A 14,319-nucleotide genomic window follows, 5' to 3' on the forward strand; every position below is an offset into this window, starting at 1 on the left:
CACCATCGACACCGCACCCGCCCCGACCAGCGACGCCGCCCGCGCCGGCACGTCCCTCGTCCGTGACATCCGCAAGGCGCTCGGTGGCAACATCCGCCAGTACGGCATGATGATCGCCCTGCTGCTGCTCGTGGCGATGTTCCAGATCCTCACCGACGGGCTCTTCCTCGAGCCGCGCAACGTCACGTCGCTGCTCGTGCAGAACGGCTACGTCCTCATCCTCGCGATCGGCATGGTCATGGTGATCATCGCCGGCCACATCGACCTGTCGGTCGGCTCGGTGTGTGCCTTCGTCGGTGCGACCGTCGCACTGGCGATGGCGAAGTTCGACCTGCCGTGGCCGGCGGCCATCCTGCTCGGGCTCGCGCTCGGGATCCTCGTCGGCATCTGGCAGGGCTTCTGGGTCGCCTACGTCGGCATCCCGGCCTTCATCGTCACGCTGGCCGGCATGCTGCTGTTCCGCGGCCTCGACCTCATCATCCTCAACGCCGAGTCGATCCCGGTGCCCGAGAGCTTCCAGAAGATCGCCAACGGCTACCTCCCCGAGATGGGACCGGTGACCGGGTACCACAACCCGACGCTCGTGCTGACGCTCCTCGCGATCGCCATCATCGTCTACCTCGACCTGCGCCGGCGCGCCGACCTGCGCAGCTACGGGATGCCGGTGCCCCGGATGGCCCTGACCGTCCTCAAGCTCACCGTCGTCTGCGGGCTCATGCTCGTGCTCGGCCTGCTGCTCGCCTCGTACAAGGGGGTCCCGGTCGTCGGCCTCATCCTCGGCGCCCTCGTCGTCATCTACACCTACGTCACCCAGCGAACCGTGCTCGGGCGGCAGATCTACGCGGTGGGCGGCAACGCCAACGCCGCCCGCCTCTCCGGTGTCGACACCCGGCGCATCGACCTGTTCGCCATGGTCAACATGGGCTTCCTCGCCGGCGTCGCCGGCATGGTGTTCACCGCCTACCTCAACGCGGCCAACCCCAAGGACGGCGTGGGCTTCGAGCTCGACGCGATCGCGGCCGTGTTCATCGGCGGAGCCGCCGTCGCCGGCGGCGTCGGCACCGTGACCGGGTCGATGATCGGTGGCCTCGTCATGGGCGTGCTCAACCTCGGGCTCGCCAACCTCAGCGTCGACTCCAACTACGTCCAGATCATCAAGGGTCTCGTCCTGCTCGGGGCCGTCGCGCTCGACGTCCTGTCCAAGAGCCAGGGGCGGCCCAGCTTCATCGGCATGATCATCGCCGGCCTGACACGCGGACGTGCCGCGCCCGCCGGCCCGGCCGACCTGACGCCGGTGCGGGCCGACGAGGCCACGACCCCGGGCGGGGTCGTCCACGTCGCCCGCACGCACCGCGACGACCTGCCCGAGGGGCTCGAGCGAGCAGCGGCCCCGACGCCGACGACAGGCGGGACGGCGGACTCGACGGCCGGCTCGACGGCGGGCTCGACGGCGGGCTCGACGGCGGGCTCCACCGCGGGTGCGCCAGAGTAGGGCGATGCAGACGGTGGAGACGAACTGGGCCGGCAACCACGCCTACCGGGCTCGCATCGAACGGCCCCGGTCGGTCGACGAGCTCCAGGAGGTCGTCGCGCGCGCCCCGCGCGTGCGCGCGCTCGGCTCCCGGCACTCGTTCACCGACCTCACCGACATCACCGACACCGACGCCGGCGTGCTCGTCTCGCTCGTCGACCTGCCGACCACCGTGGAGGTCGACGAGCGGACCCGCACGGCCCGCGTGACCGGCCGAGCGGCCTACGGCGAGGTGGCGACCCGGCTGCACACCGCCGGGTGGGCGCTGGGCAACCTCGCGTCGCTGCCGCACATCTCGGTCGCCGGTGCCGTCGCGACCGGGACGCACGGCTCCGGCGTCGAGAACGGTTCGCTCGCAACGGCGGTCGAGTCGTTGGACATCGTCGGGCCCGACGGGGAGCTGCGCACCACCAGCCGTGGGGACGCGGAGTTCGAGGGCAGCGTCGTCGCGCTCGGCGCGCTCGGGGTCGTCACCGCCCTGACGCTCGACGTCGAGCCCACCTACGACGTGCGCCAGGACGTCTACACCGGCTTGACGTGGGAGGCCCTGGCGGCCGAGCTCGAGACGATCACGAGCAGCGCCTACAGCGTCAGCCTCTTCACCCGCTGGACCGACGCGGGGGTGGAACAGGTCTGGCTCAAGAGCCGTGCCGACACGGCGCCCACCGAGCTCTTCGGTGCCCTGGCGGCCACGACGACGATGCACATGCTCGAGGGCGGGGTGACCGAGTCGGTGACCCAGCAGGGCGGTGTGCCCGGCCCGTGGCTGGACCGGCTGCCGCACTTCCGCATGGAGTTCACACCCAGCCGCGGGGAGGAGCTGCAGAGCGAGTACCTCCTGCCGCGCGAGCACGCACCGGCCGCCATCGAGCGGCTGCGCTCCCTGGGGCAGCGGATGGCGCCCGTGCTGCAGGTGTGCGAGCTGCGCACCGTCGCGGCCGACCAGCACTGGCTCAGCAGCGCGTTCGGCCACGACGTCCTCGGGGTGCACTTCACGTGGCTGCGCGACGTCGAGCGCGTGTATGCCCTCCTGCCTGCCATCGAGCAGGCGCTGCTTCCCCTCGGGGCCCGGCCGCACTGGGGCAAGTGCTTCGTCGCGCGGGCCGCCGAGCTCGCGCCCCTCTACCCCCGCCTCGCCGACTTCCGTGCCCTGCGCGACCGGGTCGACCCCGGGCGCACGTTCGGCAACGCCTTCCTCGACCGCGTCATCGGCTGACCTGCACCACGCGGCGTCCGTCAGGACGCGACCGTCAGAAGTCGCCCGAGGAGCGGCGCAGCCGGGTGAGGATGTCGAGCAGCGTGCGCACGTCGCGCTGGGAGAGGACCGGCTGCTCGAAGACCTCGGTGTTGAGCGCCTTGGTGGCCCGCTCGGCCAGCTCACGACCGGCAGGGGTGAGGGCCACGAGCATCGCCCGCCGGTCCTCGGGATGGGTGGAGCGCGTGACGAGGCCGGCGTCCTGCAGGCGGTCCACGGCATTCGTCACGCTCGTCGGGTGCACCTGCAGACGTGAGCCGATGACCTTCATCGGCAGCGAGCCGCGCTTGCTGAACCACAGCAGCATGAGCACCTCGTAGCGGGCGAACGTCACGCCCAGCGGGCGCAGGGTGGCCTCGACGCGCGCGAGGACGATCTGGTGCGCGCGCATGAGGGAGGTGATCGCCGCCATCCCGTCGGCCGCCGTCTCCCAGCCCTGCTCGACCCACTGCTCGCGGGCGCGGGCGATCGGGTCGAAGCCGAGGCCCGACCCGGCGGCGAGTGCGCCCGTGACAGCGGTGCCGTTGGTCTCCGCGCTCATTGCGCCATCGTAGGACGAGGACGCGTTGACGTCCATTAGTAGGAAGTCCTAGTATTTTTGGGTCAGCGTCGCACCCCGGAGGCCAGTCGTGACCGCGCAGTCGTCCCAGCAGCACCAGCCCGCCCAGCCCGCCCTGCACCACCCGAGCCACCACGTCCGGATCGTCACGGCGAGCAGCCTCTTCGACGGGCACGACGCGTCGATCAACATCATGCGGCGGATCATGCAGAGCCAGGGGGCCGAGGTCATCCACCTCGGCCACAACCGCTCCGTCCAGGAGGTCGTCGACGCCGCGATCGAGGAGGACGCGCAGGGCGTCGCGGTCAGCTCCTACCAGGGCGGGCACGTCGAGTACTTCGAGTACCTCGTGCAGCTGCTGCGCGAGAACGGCGCCGGTCACGTCCGCGTCGTCGGCGGCGGCGGCGGCGTCATCGTGCCGGAGGAGATCGCCCGGCTGCGCGAGTCCGGGGTCACGATCTTCAGCCCCGAGGACGGCCAGCGGCTCGGGCTCGTCGGCATGGTCAACGGCGTCGTCGCCGACTGCGACTTCGACCCGTGGGAGGTCGGCGTTCCCACCCTCGAGGCCGTCCTCGCCGGTGACCGTGCCGCGGTCGCGCGCGCCGTCACCGGCGCGCAGGAGGGCCAGCTGGACGACGCCCTGCTCGCCGGCGTCCGCGAGGCCGCCACCCGGCGGCACGTCCCCGTCCTCGGCATCACCGGCACTGGCGGCTCCGGCAAGTCCAGCCTCACCGACGAGCTCGTCCGCCGGCTGCGCCTCGACCAGCAGGACAAGCTGCGCGTCGCCGTCCTCGCCGTCGACCCCACGCGCAGCCGCGGAGGCGGCGCCCTCCTCGGCGACCGCATCCGGATGAGCTCGCTCGACGGCGACCGCGTCTTCTTCCGCAGCCTCGCCACGCGCGGCAAGAGCCAGGTGCCCGGGCGTCTCGACGACATCCTCGCCGTCGTCAAGGCCGCGGGCTTCGACCTCGTCGTCCTCGAGACCCCCGGCATCGGCCAGGGCGACGCCGCGATCGTCGAGCACTCCGACGTCTCGCTCTACGTCATGACGCCCGAGTTCGGTGCGAGCAGCCAGCTCGAGAAGATCGACATGCTCGACATGGCCGACGTCGTCGCCATCAACAAGTTCGAGCGCCGCGGCGCCGAGGACGCCCTGCGCGACGTCGGCCGCCAGATGGTCCGCAACCGCGAGGCGTTCGGCAAGGGCCCGGCCGACATGCCGGTGTACGGCACGAGCGCGGCCACCTTCAACGACGACGGCGTCACCGCGCTCTACCAGGAGCTGCGAACGCTCCTGTCCGACAAGGGGATGCCGGTCCAGGAGGGCATCCTGCCGCACGTCTCGACGAAGCAGTCCACGCGCATCTCCACCGTCGTGCCGGCCTCCCGCGTCCGCTACCTCGCCGAGATCAGCGAGACCGTCCGCCGCTACCACGCCGACACCGCGCGGTTCGCTGCCGCCGCGGCCCGGGTGCAGCGCCTCGACCTCGTCCGGGGCGAGCTCGTCGACGCCGGGTCCGACGCCTCGGGGGTCGACGCTCTGCTCGGGGCTGCGCGCACCGACGTGCCGCAAGCGGTCGCCGACGCGCTCACAGCCTGGCCCTCGGTCGTCGAGGCCTACTCGGGCGACGAACAGGTCGTCAAGGTGCGTGACCGCGAGATCGTCACCAAGCTGACGCGGGAGTCCTTGTCCGGCAACAAGATCCGGCGCGTGGTGCTGCCGCGCTACACCGACCACGGTGAGCTCGTGTCGTTCCTGCGTCGCGAGAACCTGCCCGGCTTCTTCCCCTTCACCGCGGGGGTGTTCCCGTTCAAGCGCGACAACGAGGACCCGGCCCGCATGTTCGCGGGCGAGGGCGACCCGTTCCGCACCAACCGGCGGTTCAAGCTGCTGTCGGAGGGTCAGCCGGCCACCCGCCTGTCCACGGCGTTCGACTCGGTGACCCTCTACGGCCGCGACCCCGACCCGCGTCCCGACGTCTACGGCAAGGTCGGCACGTCGGGCGTCTCCGTCGCCACCCTCGAGGACATGAAGGTGCTCTACAGCGGCTTCGACCTCGTCTCGCCGACGACGTCGGTGTCGATGACGATCAACGGTCCGGCGCCGACGATCCTCGCGTTCTTCCTCAACACCACCATCGACCAGCAGGTCGACGCGTTCCGCGACCGCGAGGGCCGGGAGCCCTCCGACGACGAGCGCGAGCAGCTGGCCGCGTACGCCCTCGCCAACGTCCGCGGCACGGTGCAGGCCGACATCCTCAAGGAGGACCAGGGCCAGAACACCTGCATCTTCAGCACCGAGTTCTCCCTGCGGATGATGGCCGACATCCAGGAGTGGTTCATCGAGCACCAGGTGCGCAACTTCTACTCGGTGAGCATCTCCGGCTACCACATCGCCGAGGCGGGGGCCAACCCCATCAGCCAGCTCGCGTTCACCCTCGCCAACGGGTTCACCTACGTGGAGAGCTACCTCGCGCGTGGCATGGCGATCGACGACTTCGCCCCGAACCTGTCCTTCTTCTTCAGCAACGGCATGGACCCCGAGTACTCGGTGCTGGGCCGGGTCGCCCGACGCGTCTGGGCCGTGGCGATGAAGGAGAGGTACGGAGCGGGGGAGCGCAGCCAGAAGCTGAAGTACCACGTGCAGACGTCCGGCCGCAGCCTGCACGCGCAGGAGATGGACTTCAACGACATCCGTACGACGCTCCAGGCGCTCATCGCCATCTACGACAACGCCAACAGCCTGCACACCAACGCCTACGACGAGGCCGTCACGACGCCGTCGGAGGAGTCGGTCCGCCGGGCGCTCGCGATCCAGCTCATCATCAACCGCGAGTGGGGCCTGGCGATGAACGAGAACCCGCTCCAGGGCTCGTACGTCATCGACGAGCTGACCGACCTCGTGGAGGAGGCGGTGCTCAAGGAGTTCGACCGCATCACCGAGCGCGGTGGCGTCCTCGGGGCGATGGAGACCGGATACCAGCGCGGTCGCATCCAGGACGAGTCGATGCTCTACGAGCACCGCAAGCACGACGGCAGCCTGCCGATCATCGGCGTCAACACCTTCCGCAACCCGCACGAGGGTGAGGTGCCGCGCAAGGTGGTCCTCGCCCGCGGCACCGAGGAGGAGAAGCAGGGCCAGCTCGCGCGGGTCCGCGCGTTCCGGGCCGACCACGAGGAGGAGGCGCGCGTGGCCCTCGACGAGCTGCGCCGCGTCGCCATCGAGGGCGGCAACGTCTTCGACGTCCTGATGCGCGCGGCGCGGGTGTGCTCCCTGCAGCAGGTGACCGAGGCGTTCTTCGAGGTCGGCGGCCAGTACCGCCGCAACGTCTGACCCCAGCGGAGGCCAAGCCGTGACGCTCGTCGACGACCTCGGGGCGCCGGTGCCGCTCGCGGCTCCCGCCCGCCGCGTCGTGTCGCTCGTCCCCTCGATCACCGAGGCCCTCGCGGCGACGCTCCCGCACGTGCTCGTCGGTGCCACCGACTGGTGCACGCACCCGGCGGGCCTTGCGGTGCAGCGGGTCCGGGGGACCAAGAACCCCGACCTGCGTGCCGTCTCGGCGCTGGGCCCCGACCTCGTCGTGGCCAACAAGGAGGAGAACCGGCAGCTGGACGTCCAGCGGATGCGCGAGGCCGGGCTCACGGTGTGGGTCACCGACGTCGAGACGGTCCCGGGCGCGCTCGACTCGCTCGAGCGGCTGTTCGCCGAGGGTCTCGGCGTCCCCGCACCCGGCTGGCTGCGCGCGGCTCGGGACGAGTGGTGCGGTCCCGTGCCCGAGCCGGCGCTCGAGGTGGCGGTGGCGGTCTGGCGGGACCCGTGGATGGCCGTCGGACGCGACACCTTCACCGGCGACGTCGTGGCCCGACTCGGCTGGCACAACGTCCTGTCCGAGCACGAGGACCGGTACCCGCACGTGGACCTCGAGGACCTCGACCGTGAAGGCGTGGACGTCGTCCTGCTGCCGGACGAGCCGTACGTGTTCACGGACGCGGACGGCCCCGAGGCGTTCCGGCGCACCCGCACGGCGCTCGTGAGCGGCCGGTTGCTCACGTGGTACGGCCCGTCCCTCGTCGGCGCCCGCCGCCCCCTCCTCGACGCGGTGGCCCGCGCCTCCTGAGCCAGGACGCCGAGTCCGGTTCAGTCGTCGAGGACGACGACACCGGCCAGGAGCAGGCGGCGGGCCAGGTCCAGCCCCACCATGTCGGCCCGCAGCACGCCGTCGTCGAGGAGTGCGACGAGCGTTCCCACGTCGTGCCGGCCGACGCTGAGGTCAGGCAGCCGGCTGGTCAGGCGCGCCCCACCGTCCGGCTCGGCGTGCAGCCGGGCCCCGAGGTGCGGTCGCAGCCGCAGGGCCGACCCGCCGTGGAGCGACTCGGCGGCCGCGACCTGCGCGAGCGGCCCCAGCGGTGCCGCGCGCTGGGCCTGGCACGAGCGGCGCTGCAGGGCGGTGACGACCTCCCCGGCCGGGACGGCTCGGAGCGCGTCGACGAGCGCTTCGCGGGCCACCTCGACGTCGTCGGTGAGGGCTGCCGCGTCCGGTCCGCCCGGTGACGGCGGGAGGCTGGCCCGGACCCGCTCGGCGTCGCTCGCCCGCTCGAGCGCGAGGGTCAGCAGCTCGTCGGCGAGGTGCCGTCGTGTCCACACGTGGATGCCCAGGGTGAGGTGCGCGCTCACCCCACCGAGGGCGGTGGCCGAGTGGATCCACCCGCGCGGGAGGTAGAGCACGTCGCCGGGCCGCAGGGTGGTCTCGTGCAGCGGCTCGTGCCGGGCCGCCTCCTCGACGTCGGCGCGGTGGTCGGTCCAGGGGTCGTCGCGCAGGGGAGCGGGTCGCACGGGCGGGCGCAGCCGCCACCGCTTCTCGCCCGAGGTCTGGATGACGAACACGTCGTGCACGTCGTAGTGGTCGTCGAAGCCGCGGCTCTGGCGGGGGGTGACGTAGGCGTTGGCCTGTACCGGGTGCCCCAGGTCGTCGGCCAGCTGCTGGGAGAAGTCGATGACGGGCCCCCACGTGCGGTGCAGGCCCTGCAGGACGATGGTGGCCCCCGAGGCGAAGAGGCCGAGCAGCTTGTCGTCGCTGACCTGGTCGGCGATGCCTGCCCCGACGCCGCCTCCGGCGGTGAACTCGCGGTCGCCGAGGGTGCGGCCCTCGCGCGCGACCCGGACGAACGGCGTGCGCAGCCCACGCCGGGACACCAGCTCGTCGACGTCGCCGAGGCGGAGCAGGTCCGCCGTCCCGTCGGGAAGCTGCTCGGCGCGCGACACGAGGGGTCGCCGGGCCCAGTGCTCGCGGGCGAACGCAGCACGGGAGAGGGGGACCAGGCAGGCGAGAGCCGAGTGCCCGCGCGACTGCAGGGGCACCCGGCTGGTGGTGTCGAGGGTCATCGCGACCCGGCCGCCTGCGGTGACGCGGTCACTCGGCGCTGCCGTCGGCCCCGCCGTCGCTCGTCCCGGTGTCGGCGCCACCGTCGGCCGGACCCTCGGCGCCGCCGTCGGCACCGCCGTCCTGCGTCCCGGTGTCGGCGCCGCCGTCAGCGGGACCCTCGGCGCCGCCGTCGGCACCGCCGTCCTGGCTGGTCACGTCGGCGCCACCGTCAGCGGGGCCCTCCGTGGTGGGGTCCTCGGACGAGAGTGGCATGTCGGTCATGGCGTCCTCCTCCACTGGTGCGGCGCCGGACGACGCCGTCACGAGCCACCTACCCGTTCCAGGGCCCGACCGCACGCGGCCGAACGCGGCCGAACGCGGCCGAACGCGGGCCCGGCGCGTCAGGTCAGGTGTCAGGTCAGGTGGTCGAAGTCCCCACGCGTCCAGGCCGCGTGCCGGTCGGCCGAGACGCGCAGCACCTCCTTGGCGTGGGCGCCGACGACGGCGCCGAAGTTGTTGTACAGCCGGTCGAAGTGCAGGCCCTCGAGCTGAGCGGCGATGCGCTGGACCACGGCGCCGGACAAGGGGATCCGGTTCGGGTAGCTGCGCATGAAGCTGACCGTCCGCCCGTCCGGGTTGGGGAAGACGGCGTCACCGGCGAGCAGGACGCCGCGGCCGTCGTTGCCCGTGGACCACTCCACGACGGCCTGGCCGCGGAAGTGCCCACCGACGCGGTGCAGCGTCAGCCCGGGGGCCACCTGGCGGGTCTCGCCCCACAGCTCGAGGAGCGGGTCGCGGCGTCGGACCCACTCGGCGTCGCGCTCGTTGACGAGCACCGGCACGCCGCCGAGCCGCCTTGCCCACTCGGTCTGCACGCCGTACATGTGCGGGTGGCTCGCGGCGACCGCGAGCACCGGGCCGATGGCGCGGACCTGCTCGAGCGCCGCGTCGTCGACGTAGCCGACGCAGTCGAACAGGAGCACGCCCTCGGGGACCCGCACGACCATGGTCTGCTGCCCGATCCCCACCTCCGGCTCGGCACGCAGGCCCCAGAGGCCGGGCTCGACCTCGGCGACGCTGATGCGGGTGCCGGCCCGGCACAGCTGGTCCAGGGTCGTCCACCGCTGGCCGTCGGAGGGCACCCACTGGCGCTCGTCCTCGCAGATGGCGCACGTCTCGGGCGGTTCGGGCAGGTCGTCGGTCTCGACGGCGCACGTCGCACAGATCCAGGTCACCGGCCCAGCCTGCCCGTCGCTGCCGCGCCGCACCACCCGGTTTGCGGGAGGATGCACGGGTGATCCTGCACCTGCGCGCCGCCGTCGAGGAGCTGTACGCCGAGAGCCCCGCGCGGTTCACGGCGCGCCGGTCCGAGCTGGCGGCGCAGGCCAAGGAGGCCGGTGACAAGGACCTCGCCGCAGCGGTCACCGCACTGCGCAAGCCGACGGTCGCCGCATGGGCGGTCAACCACTTCGTCCGCACGTGCCGCGACGAGCTCGACGAGCTGCGTTCGTTCGCCGAGCTGCTCCGCGAGGCCCAGCGCACCCTCGACGCCGACCAGCTGCGCCTGCTGGGCCGCGAGCGGTCCCGGCGCGTCGACGCCGTCGCCGAACGCGTCGAGCAGGAGGCCGCGGCGGCCGGCCAGCGGATGGGCGCGAGCGTGGCGGCCGAGGTGCGCGACACCCTCACCGCACTCATCGCCGACGAGGACGCCGAGGCCACGGTGCTCACCGGGGCCCTCGTCAAGGCGCTCAGCTACTCGGGCTTCGGCTCCGTCGACCTCGCGGACGCCGTGGCCCTCGACGACCTGTCGGCCGACGCCGCCGGGGCCGCCGGAGCCGCCGGGCGCCCGAGCCTGTCCGTCCTCGACGGCGGTGGCGGTGACGCCGTCGACCTCGAGGAGCGCCGTCGGGCCCGGCGCACCGCCGAACGCGAGCGTCTGTCGTCCGCGCTGGAGTCGGCTCGTGAGGCGCTGCGCTCCGCCGACCGGCACGTCGCCGTCCTGACGGCGCGCGAGGAGGAGGTCACCGAGGGCATCGCCGACCTCGAGCGCCGTCTCGCGACGGCACGCGAGCGGCTGGCCAAGGTCGGCGCGGAGCTCGCCGAGGCGACGGCCGAGCGGGACGCCCGCGAGACCGCAGAGGCCGCGGCCCGCCGGGCGCTCGAGGACCACGACGCCGCCGGCTGAGCCTCGCACGGGCCGGGTGGGCACCCCTCCCGTGGCCGCCCCGCCGATTTCGTATCCGCGCCTCGGACCGTGTAGTCTCACCGACGCACAGCAGGTCGAACTGGGCCCCGCGCCGCGGGTTCCGATCGTTCGGCCGTGCCCCAATAGCTCAGTCGGCAGAGCGTTTCCATGGTAAGGAAAAGGTCTAGGGTTCGATTCCCTATTGGGGCTCTGGTCGGTCGGTCCCCGGGCAGCCCGCGCGAGCGGGTCCGGTGCCGGCAGCCCATGGCGGGGTAGCTCAGCTGGTTAGAGCGCACGACTCATAATCGTGAGGTCGCGGGATCGAGCCCCGCTCCCGCTACCACGGAGCGCGACGGTCCACGGATTTCTCGATTCGCCGGGCCGTCACGTAACCTTGTACGTCGCGTCCTCGTGCCGAGGCGTGGGGTCACCCCCGGGCACGCGCGCGACACCCGTCGCAGGACGACCCGATACATCCCAGCACGTTCCCGAAAGAGCAGGTTGCCGTGGCCAGCAAGAGCAGCGACGTCCGTCCGAAGATCACGATGGCGTGTGTGGACTGCAAGGACCGCAACTACATCACGAAGAAGAACCGTCGGAACAACCCCGACCGTCTCTCCTTCAACAAGTTCTGCCCGAAGTGCGGCAAGCACACGGAGCACCGCGAGACCCGCTGACGCGGACTGCTCTTCACGCGTCACCACACGACCGCTCCCTCGGCCACCCGGCCGGGGGAGCGGTCGTCGTCCACCGGTCGATAGGCTGCCCGCATGCCGGTGAACGAAGACTTCCAGGGCCGGGTGTACCCGCCCACCGACACCTACCGCGTCAGTGCGGCCAAGATCCGCGAGTTCGCCGAGGCCGTCGGATCCACCGACCCGGTCCACGTCGACGTCGACGTCGCGCGGGCCCGCGGCTACGCCGACGTCATCGCGCCGCCGACCTTCGCGGTCCTCATCGCCCAGCAGTGCGACGCCCAGCTGATCCGCGACCCGGAGGCCGGCATCGACTTCTCCCGGGTCGTCCACGGCGAGCAGCGCTTCACCCACCACCGGCCGCTGACCGCCGGCGACGCCGTCGTCGGCACCCTGCACGTCGACACCGTCCGCGAGGCCGGTGGCCACGCCATGGTCACGACGCGCACCGAGCTGGCCACCGAGGACGGCGAGGCCGTGTGCACGGCCACGTCCACCATCGTCATCCGAGGAGGCGAGTGATGAGCAGCGACACCACCACCGGCGTGCGCGCCCTGGCCTCCGTGTCGGTCGGCGACGCCCTGCCGCCGCGCACGGTGCACGTCGACCGCCCTCGCCTCGTGCAGTACGCCGGCGCGTCCCTCGACCGCAACCGGATCCACTGGGACGAGCGGTTCGCCAAGGAGGTCGGGCTGCCCGACGTCATCGCTCACGGGATGTTCACCATGGGCTCGGCGGTCACCGTCGTCACCGACTGGGTCGGCGACGCCGGCCGCGTCGTCGAGTACGGCGTCCGGTTCACCAAACCCGTCGTCGTGCCCTACGACACCGGTGCCGACATCGACGTCTCGGGCGTCGTCAAGGCCGTCGACGCCGAGACGGGCCGCGTCACCGTCGAGCTGACCGCGACGTGCGGCGGCGAGAAGGTGCTCGGCCGCGCGCTCGCCGTCGCCCGCCTCGACTGAGCCTCGTGCGCGAGCAACACGGCGTCCCGCTCGCCGGGCTGACGACGATGCGGGTCGGCGGCCCTGCCGCCCGTCTCGTCACCGTGACGACCACCGACGAGCTCGTCGACGCCGTCCGCGAGGTCGACGACGCCGACGAGCCGCTGCTGCTGCTGTCGGGCGGCTCCAACCTCGTCGTGGCCGACGACGGCTTCGCCGGCACCGTCGTGCGCGTCGCGACCTCCGGCATCGCTCCGGAGTCGGCCGACTGGTGCGGCGGGGCCGTCGTGCGCGTGGCCGCGGGTGAGGACTGGGACGGCGTCGTCGACCGGTTCGTCGGTGAGGGCTGGGCGGGCGTCGAGGCGCTGAGCGGGATCCCCGGGCTCACGGGCGCGACCCCGGTCCAGAACGTCGGCGCCTACGGCCAGGACGTGTCGCAGACCGTCTACCAGGTGCGCGCGTGGGACCGGCGTGACCAGGTCGTGCGCACCTTCGCCAACGCCGACTGCGCCTTCACCTACCGGCACTCCCTCTTCAAGGGCACGAGCCGCTACGTCGTCCTCGACGTCGTCTTCCAGCTCGAGGTGGCCGACCTCTCGCGGCCCGTCGCCTACGCGGCGCTCGCCGAGGGCCTCGGCGTCGAGCTGGGCACCCGCGTGCCGCTCGCCGACGCCCGTGCCGCGGTCCTGGAGCAACGCCGCCGCCGCGGCATGGTCCTCGACGGCGACGACCCCGACACGTGGTCGTGCGGCTCGTTCTTCACCAACCCGGTCCTGAGCCGGCGCGAGTTCGACGACCTCGTCGAGCGCGTCGGTGAACGGCTCGGCTACGAGGGCCCGACGCCGCCGCGGTTCCCCGAGCCCGACGGGCGCGTCAAGACCAGCGCCGCCTGGCTCATCGACCAGGCCGGGTTCGGCAAGGGCTACGGGCTCCCCGGACCGGCGTCGTTGTCCACGAAGCACACGCTCGCGGTGACCAACCGCGGCGGGGCGAGGACCGCCGACGTGCTCGCGCTCGCGCGACGGGTGCGCGACGGCGTCCACGAGGCCTTCGGCGTGACGCTCGTCAACGAGCCGGTGCTCGTGGGTGAGCGTCTCTAGACCGCGCGCCACCCGGGGACGCGGGCGGCCCCGGCTCCCGGAGGAGTCCGGGGCCGCGGATGAGCCCAGCACCGCGTCAGCGGGTCAGCTGCACCCAGAACATCCGCGCCTTGATGGTCTTGTCGGTCGTGCTGACCTTGTACGGCGGACGGTTGTACTGGAGCCGCAGCGACGTCGACGTGCCGCGGTCGACCTTGAAGAACAGCCAGCCGCGCTCGGTCTGGCCGCGCTTCGCGGCGCCCAGGGGGATCGCGTGGTAGGCCTTGCCGAACTCGGCCGTCGCGGCCACGGTCTGAGGGGGGCTCGTGGCCACGAGCGAGATCATCGTCGGGCTGAGCGTCGCGGAGTACCGCGAGCCCGCGTCGAGCTGCACCTTGACCCCGACGATCTCGAAGGCCTCGGCCCCGACCGGCTGGTTGGCCGGGAACGGCAGGTTGCGCGAGATCTTGAGCGCGGTGATGGTGTGGCCGAGGTCGGGGTCCTTGATGACGGCCTTGAGGTCCTTGGTGGAGAAGGCCGGAGGGGTCGTCGGCGCTGCGCTCGTCGTCGAGGTCGTCGCCTCGGGCGTCGTCGTGGACGTGCTCGGGGCCGACGTGCCGGCGGGTGTGCCCGCGGTGGGCTCGGACGTCACGGGGGCCTCGCCGCTGCATCTGTCTCTTATACACATCTGACGCTGCCGACGACGGA

General features: G+C 72.5%; 14 protein-coding genes and 2 tRNA genes. 11 read left to right on the forward strand and 5 right to left on the reverse strand.

Annotation, left to right across the window (positions count from 1 at the left end; translation table 11 throughout):
- Positions 1-106: 106 nt before the first annotated feature.
- Positions 107-1,492, forward strand: a complete 1,386-nt coding sequence (gene mmsB / locus ACR9ZK_RS08295) for a multiple monosaccharide ABC transporter permease (RefSeq protein WP_481341434.1) — start codon at positions 107-109, stop codon at positions 1,490-1,492.
- Positions 1,493-1,496: 4 nt separating this feature from the next.
- Complete coding sequence (locus tag ACR9ZK_RS08300) at positions 1,497-2,747, forward strand: D-arabinono-1,4-lactone oxidase (protein WP_481341422.1); 1,251 nt, start codon at positions 1,497-1,499, stop codon at positions 2,745-2,747.
- Between the two features lie 34 nt (positions 2,748-2,781).
- Here ACR9ZK_RS08300 and ACR9ZK_RS08305 read toward each other — a convergent pair whose 3' ends face one another.
- The gene (locus tag ACR9ZK_RS08305) at positions 2,782-3,327 is read right to left on the reverse strand and encodes a MarR family winged helix-turn-helix transcriptional regulator (RefSeq protein ID WP_481341423.1); all 546 of its coding nucleotides are present in this window, start codon (positions 3,325-3,327) and stop codon (positions 2,782-2,784) included.
- Positions 3,328-3,415: 88 nt separating this feature from the next.
- On the opposite strand from ACR9ZK_RS08305, the gene icmF reads away from it, so the two are divergent.
- Together icmF and ACR9ZK_RS08315 are read left to right on the forward strand one after the other, a co-directional pair.
- The gene (gene icmF / locus ACR9ZK_RS08310) at positions 3,416-6,679 is read left to right on the forward strand and encodes a fused isobutyryl-CoA mutase/GTPase IcmF (protein ID WP_481341424.1); all 3,264 of its coding nucleotides are present in this window, start codon (positions 3,416-3,418) and stop codon (positions 6,677-6,679) included.
- Positions 6,680-6,698: 19 nt separating this feature from the next.
- Positions 6,699-7,463: a helical backbone metal receptor gene (locus ACR9ZK_RS08315; RefSeq protein WP_481341425.1), complete on the forward strand. Its 765-nt coding sequence runs from the start codon at positions 6,699-6,701 to the stop codon at positions 7,461-7,463.
- A gap of 20 nt (positions 7,464-7,483) precedes the next feature.
- Here the strand turns inward: ACR9ZK_RS08315 and ACR9ZK_RS08320 are convergent, their stop codons facing one another.
- The 3 genes from ACR9ZK_RS08320 to ACR9ZK_RS08330 all read right to left on the reverse strand — a co-directional run bounded on the left by ACR9ZK_RS08320 (position 7,484) and on the right by ACR9ZK_RS08330 (position 9,943).
- Positions 7,484-8,728 (reverse strand): cupin domain-containing protein, encoded by a 1,245-nt coding sequence (locus ACR9ZK_RS08320; RefSeq protein WP_481341426.1) that lies wholly within the window; start codon positions 8,726-8,728, stop codon positions 7,484-7,486.
- Positions 8,729-8,756: 28 nt separating this feature from the next.
- Complete coding sequence (locus ACR9ZK_RS08325; protein WP_481341427.1) at positions 8,757-8,990, reverse strand: BatC protein; 234 nt, start codon at positions 8,988-8,990, stop codon at positions 8,757-8,759.
- 131 nt (positions 8,991-9,121) lie between these two features.
- On the reverse strand, positions 9,122-9,943 hold the full coding sequence (locus ACR9ZK_RS08330; protein ID WP_481341428.1) for an MBL fold metallo-hydrolase: 822 nt from the start codon (positions 9,941-9,943) through the stop codon (positions 9,122-9,124).
- A gap of 59 nt (positions 9,944-10,002) precedes the next feature.
- Between ACR9ZK_RS08330 and ACR9ZK_RS08335 the strand changes: the two genes are divergently transcribed.
- From ACR9ZK_RS08335 to ACR9ZK_RS08365, 7 genes are all read left to right on the forward strand, one after another.
- Positions 10,003-10,893, forward strand: a complete 891-nt coding sequence (locus tag ACR9ZK_RS08335) for a hypothetical protein (protein WP_481341429.1) — start codon at positions 10,003-10,005, stop codon at positions 10,891-10,893.
- A 137-nt stretch (positions 10,894-11,030) separates the two neighbouring features.
- Positions 11,031-11,103, forward strand: a tRNA-Thr gene (locus tag ACR9ZK_RS08340).
- A gap of 56 nt (positions 11,104-11,159) precedes the next feature.
- Positions 11,160-11,236 (forward strand) — tRNA-Met (locus ACR9ZK_RS08345).
- Between the two features lie 163 nt (positions 11,237-11,399).
- A complete protein-coding gene (gene rpmG / locus ACR9ZK_RS08350) occupies positions 11,400-11,570 on the forward strand; it encodes a 50S ribosomal protein L33 (protein WP_076262121.1) in 171 nt (56 codons plus the stop codon).
- Between the two features lie 93 nt (positions 11,571-11,663).
- Positions 11,664-12,110, forward strand: coding sequence for an FAS1-like dehydratase domain-containing protein (locus ACR9ZK_RS08355; protein WP_481341430.1), 447 nt, complete (start codon positions 11,664-11,666; stop codon positions 12,108-12,110).
- The gene (locus tag ACR9ZK_RS08360; RefSeq protein ID WP_481341431.1) at positions 12,110-12,553 is read left to right on the forward strand and encodes a MaoC/PaaZ C-terminal domain-containing protein; all 444 of its coding nucleotides are present in this window, start codon (positions 12,110-12,112) and stop codon (positions 12,551-12,553) included. The genes ACR9ZK_RS08355 and ACR9ZK_RS08360 overlap by 1 nt, the downstream gene beginning before the upstream one ends.
- Before the next feature lie 5 nt (positions 12,554-12,558).
- Positions 12,559-13,632 (forward strand): UDP-N-acetylmuramate dehydrogenase, encoded by a 1,074-nt coding sequence (locus tag ACR9ZK_RS08365; protein ID WP_481341432.1) that lies wholly within the window; start codon positions 12,559-12,561, stop codon positions 13,630-13,632.
- A gap of 76 nt (positions 13,633-13,708) precedes the next feature.
- On the opposite strand, the gene ACR9ZK_RS08370 is transcribed toward ACR9ZK_RS08365, so the two are convergent.
- Positions 13,709-14,319: hypothetical protein (locus ACR9ZK_RS08370; RefSeq protein ID WP_481341433.1), on the reverse strand; the 611-nt coding region annotated here is incomplete at its 5' end.

Source organism: Monashia sp. HAY1-5C (genome assembly GCF_056755255.1).

What these genes read in the sequence shown, in the direction of transcription:
- mmsB (WP_481341434.1), top strand. Translation starts at nt 107, where the DNA reads ATGATGATCGCCCTGCTGCTGCTCGTGGCGATGTTCCAGATCCTCACC.
- ACR9ZK_RS08300 (WP_481341422.1), top strand. Translation starts at nt 1,497, where the DNA reads ATGCAGACGGTGGAGACGAACTGGGCCGGCAACCACGCCTACCGGGCT.
- ACR9ZK_RS08305 (WP_481341423.1), bottom strand. Translation starts at nt 3,327, where the DNA reads ATGAGCGCGGAGACCAACGGCACCGCTGTCACGGGCGCACTCGCCGCC.
- ACR9ZK_RS08320 (WP_481341426.1), bottom strand. Translation starts at nt 8,728, where the DNA reads ATGACCCTCGACACCACCAGCCGGGTGCCCCTGCAGTCGCGCGGGCAC.
- ACR9ZK_RS08325 (WP_481341427.1), bottom strand. Translation starts at nt 8,990, where the DNA reads ATGACCGACATGCCACTCTCGTCCGAGGACCCCACCACGGAGGGCCCC.
- ACR9ZK_RS08355 (WP_481341430.1), top strand. Translation starts at nt 11,664, where the DNA reads ATGCCGGTGAACGAAGACTTCCAGGGCCGGGTGTACCCGCCCACCGAC.
- ACR9ZK_RS08360 (WP_481341431.1), top strand. Translation starts at nt 12,110, where the DNA reads ATGAGCAGCGACACCACCACCGGCGTGCGCGCCCTGGCCTCCGTGTCG.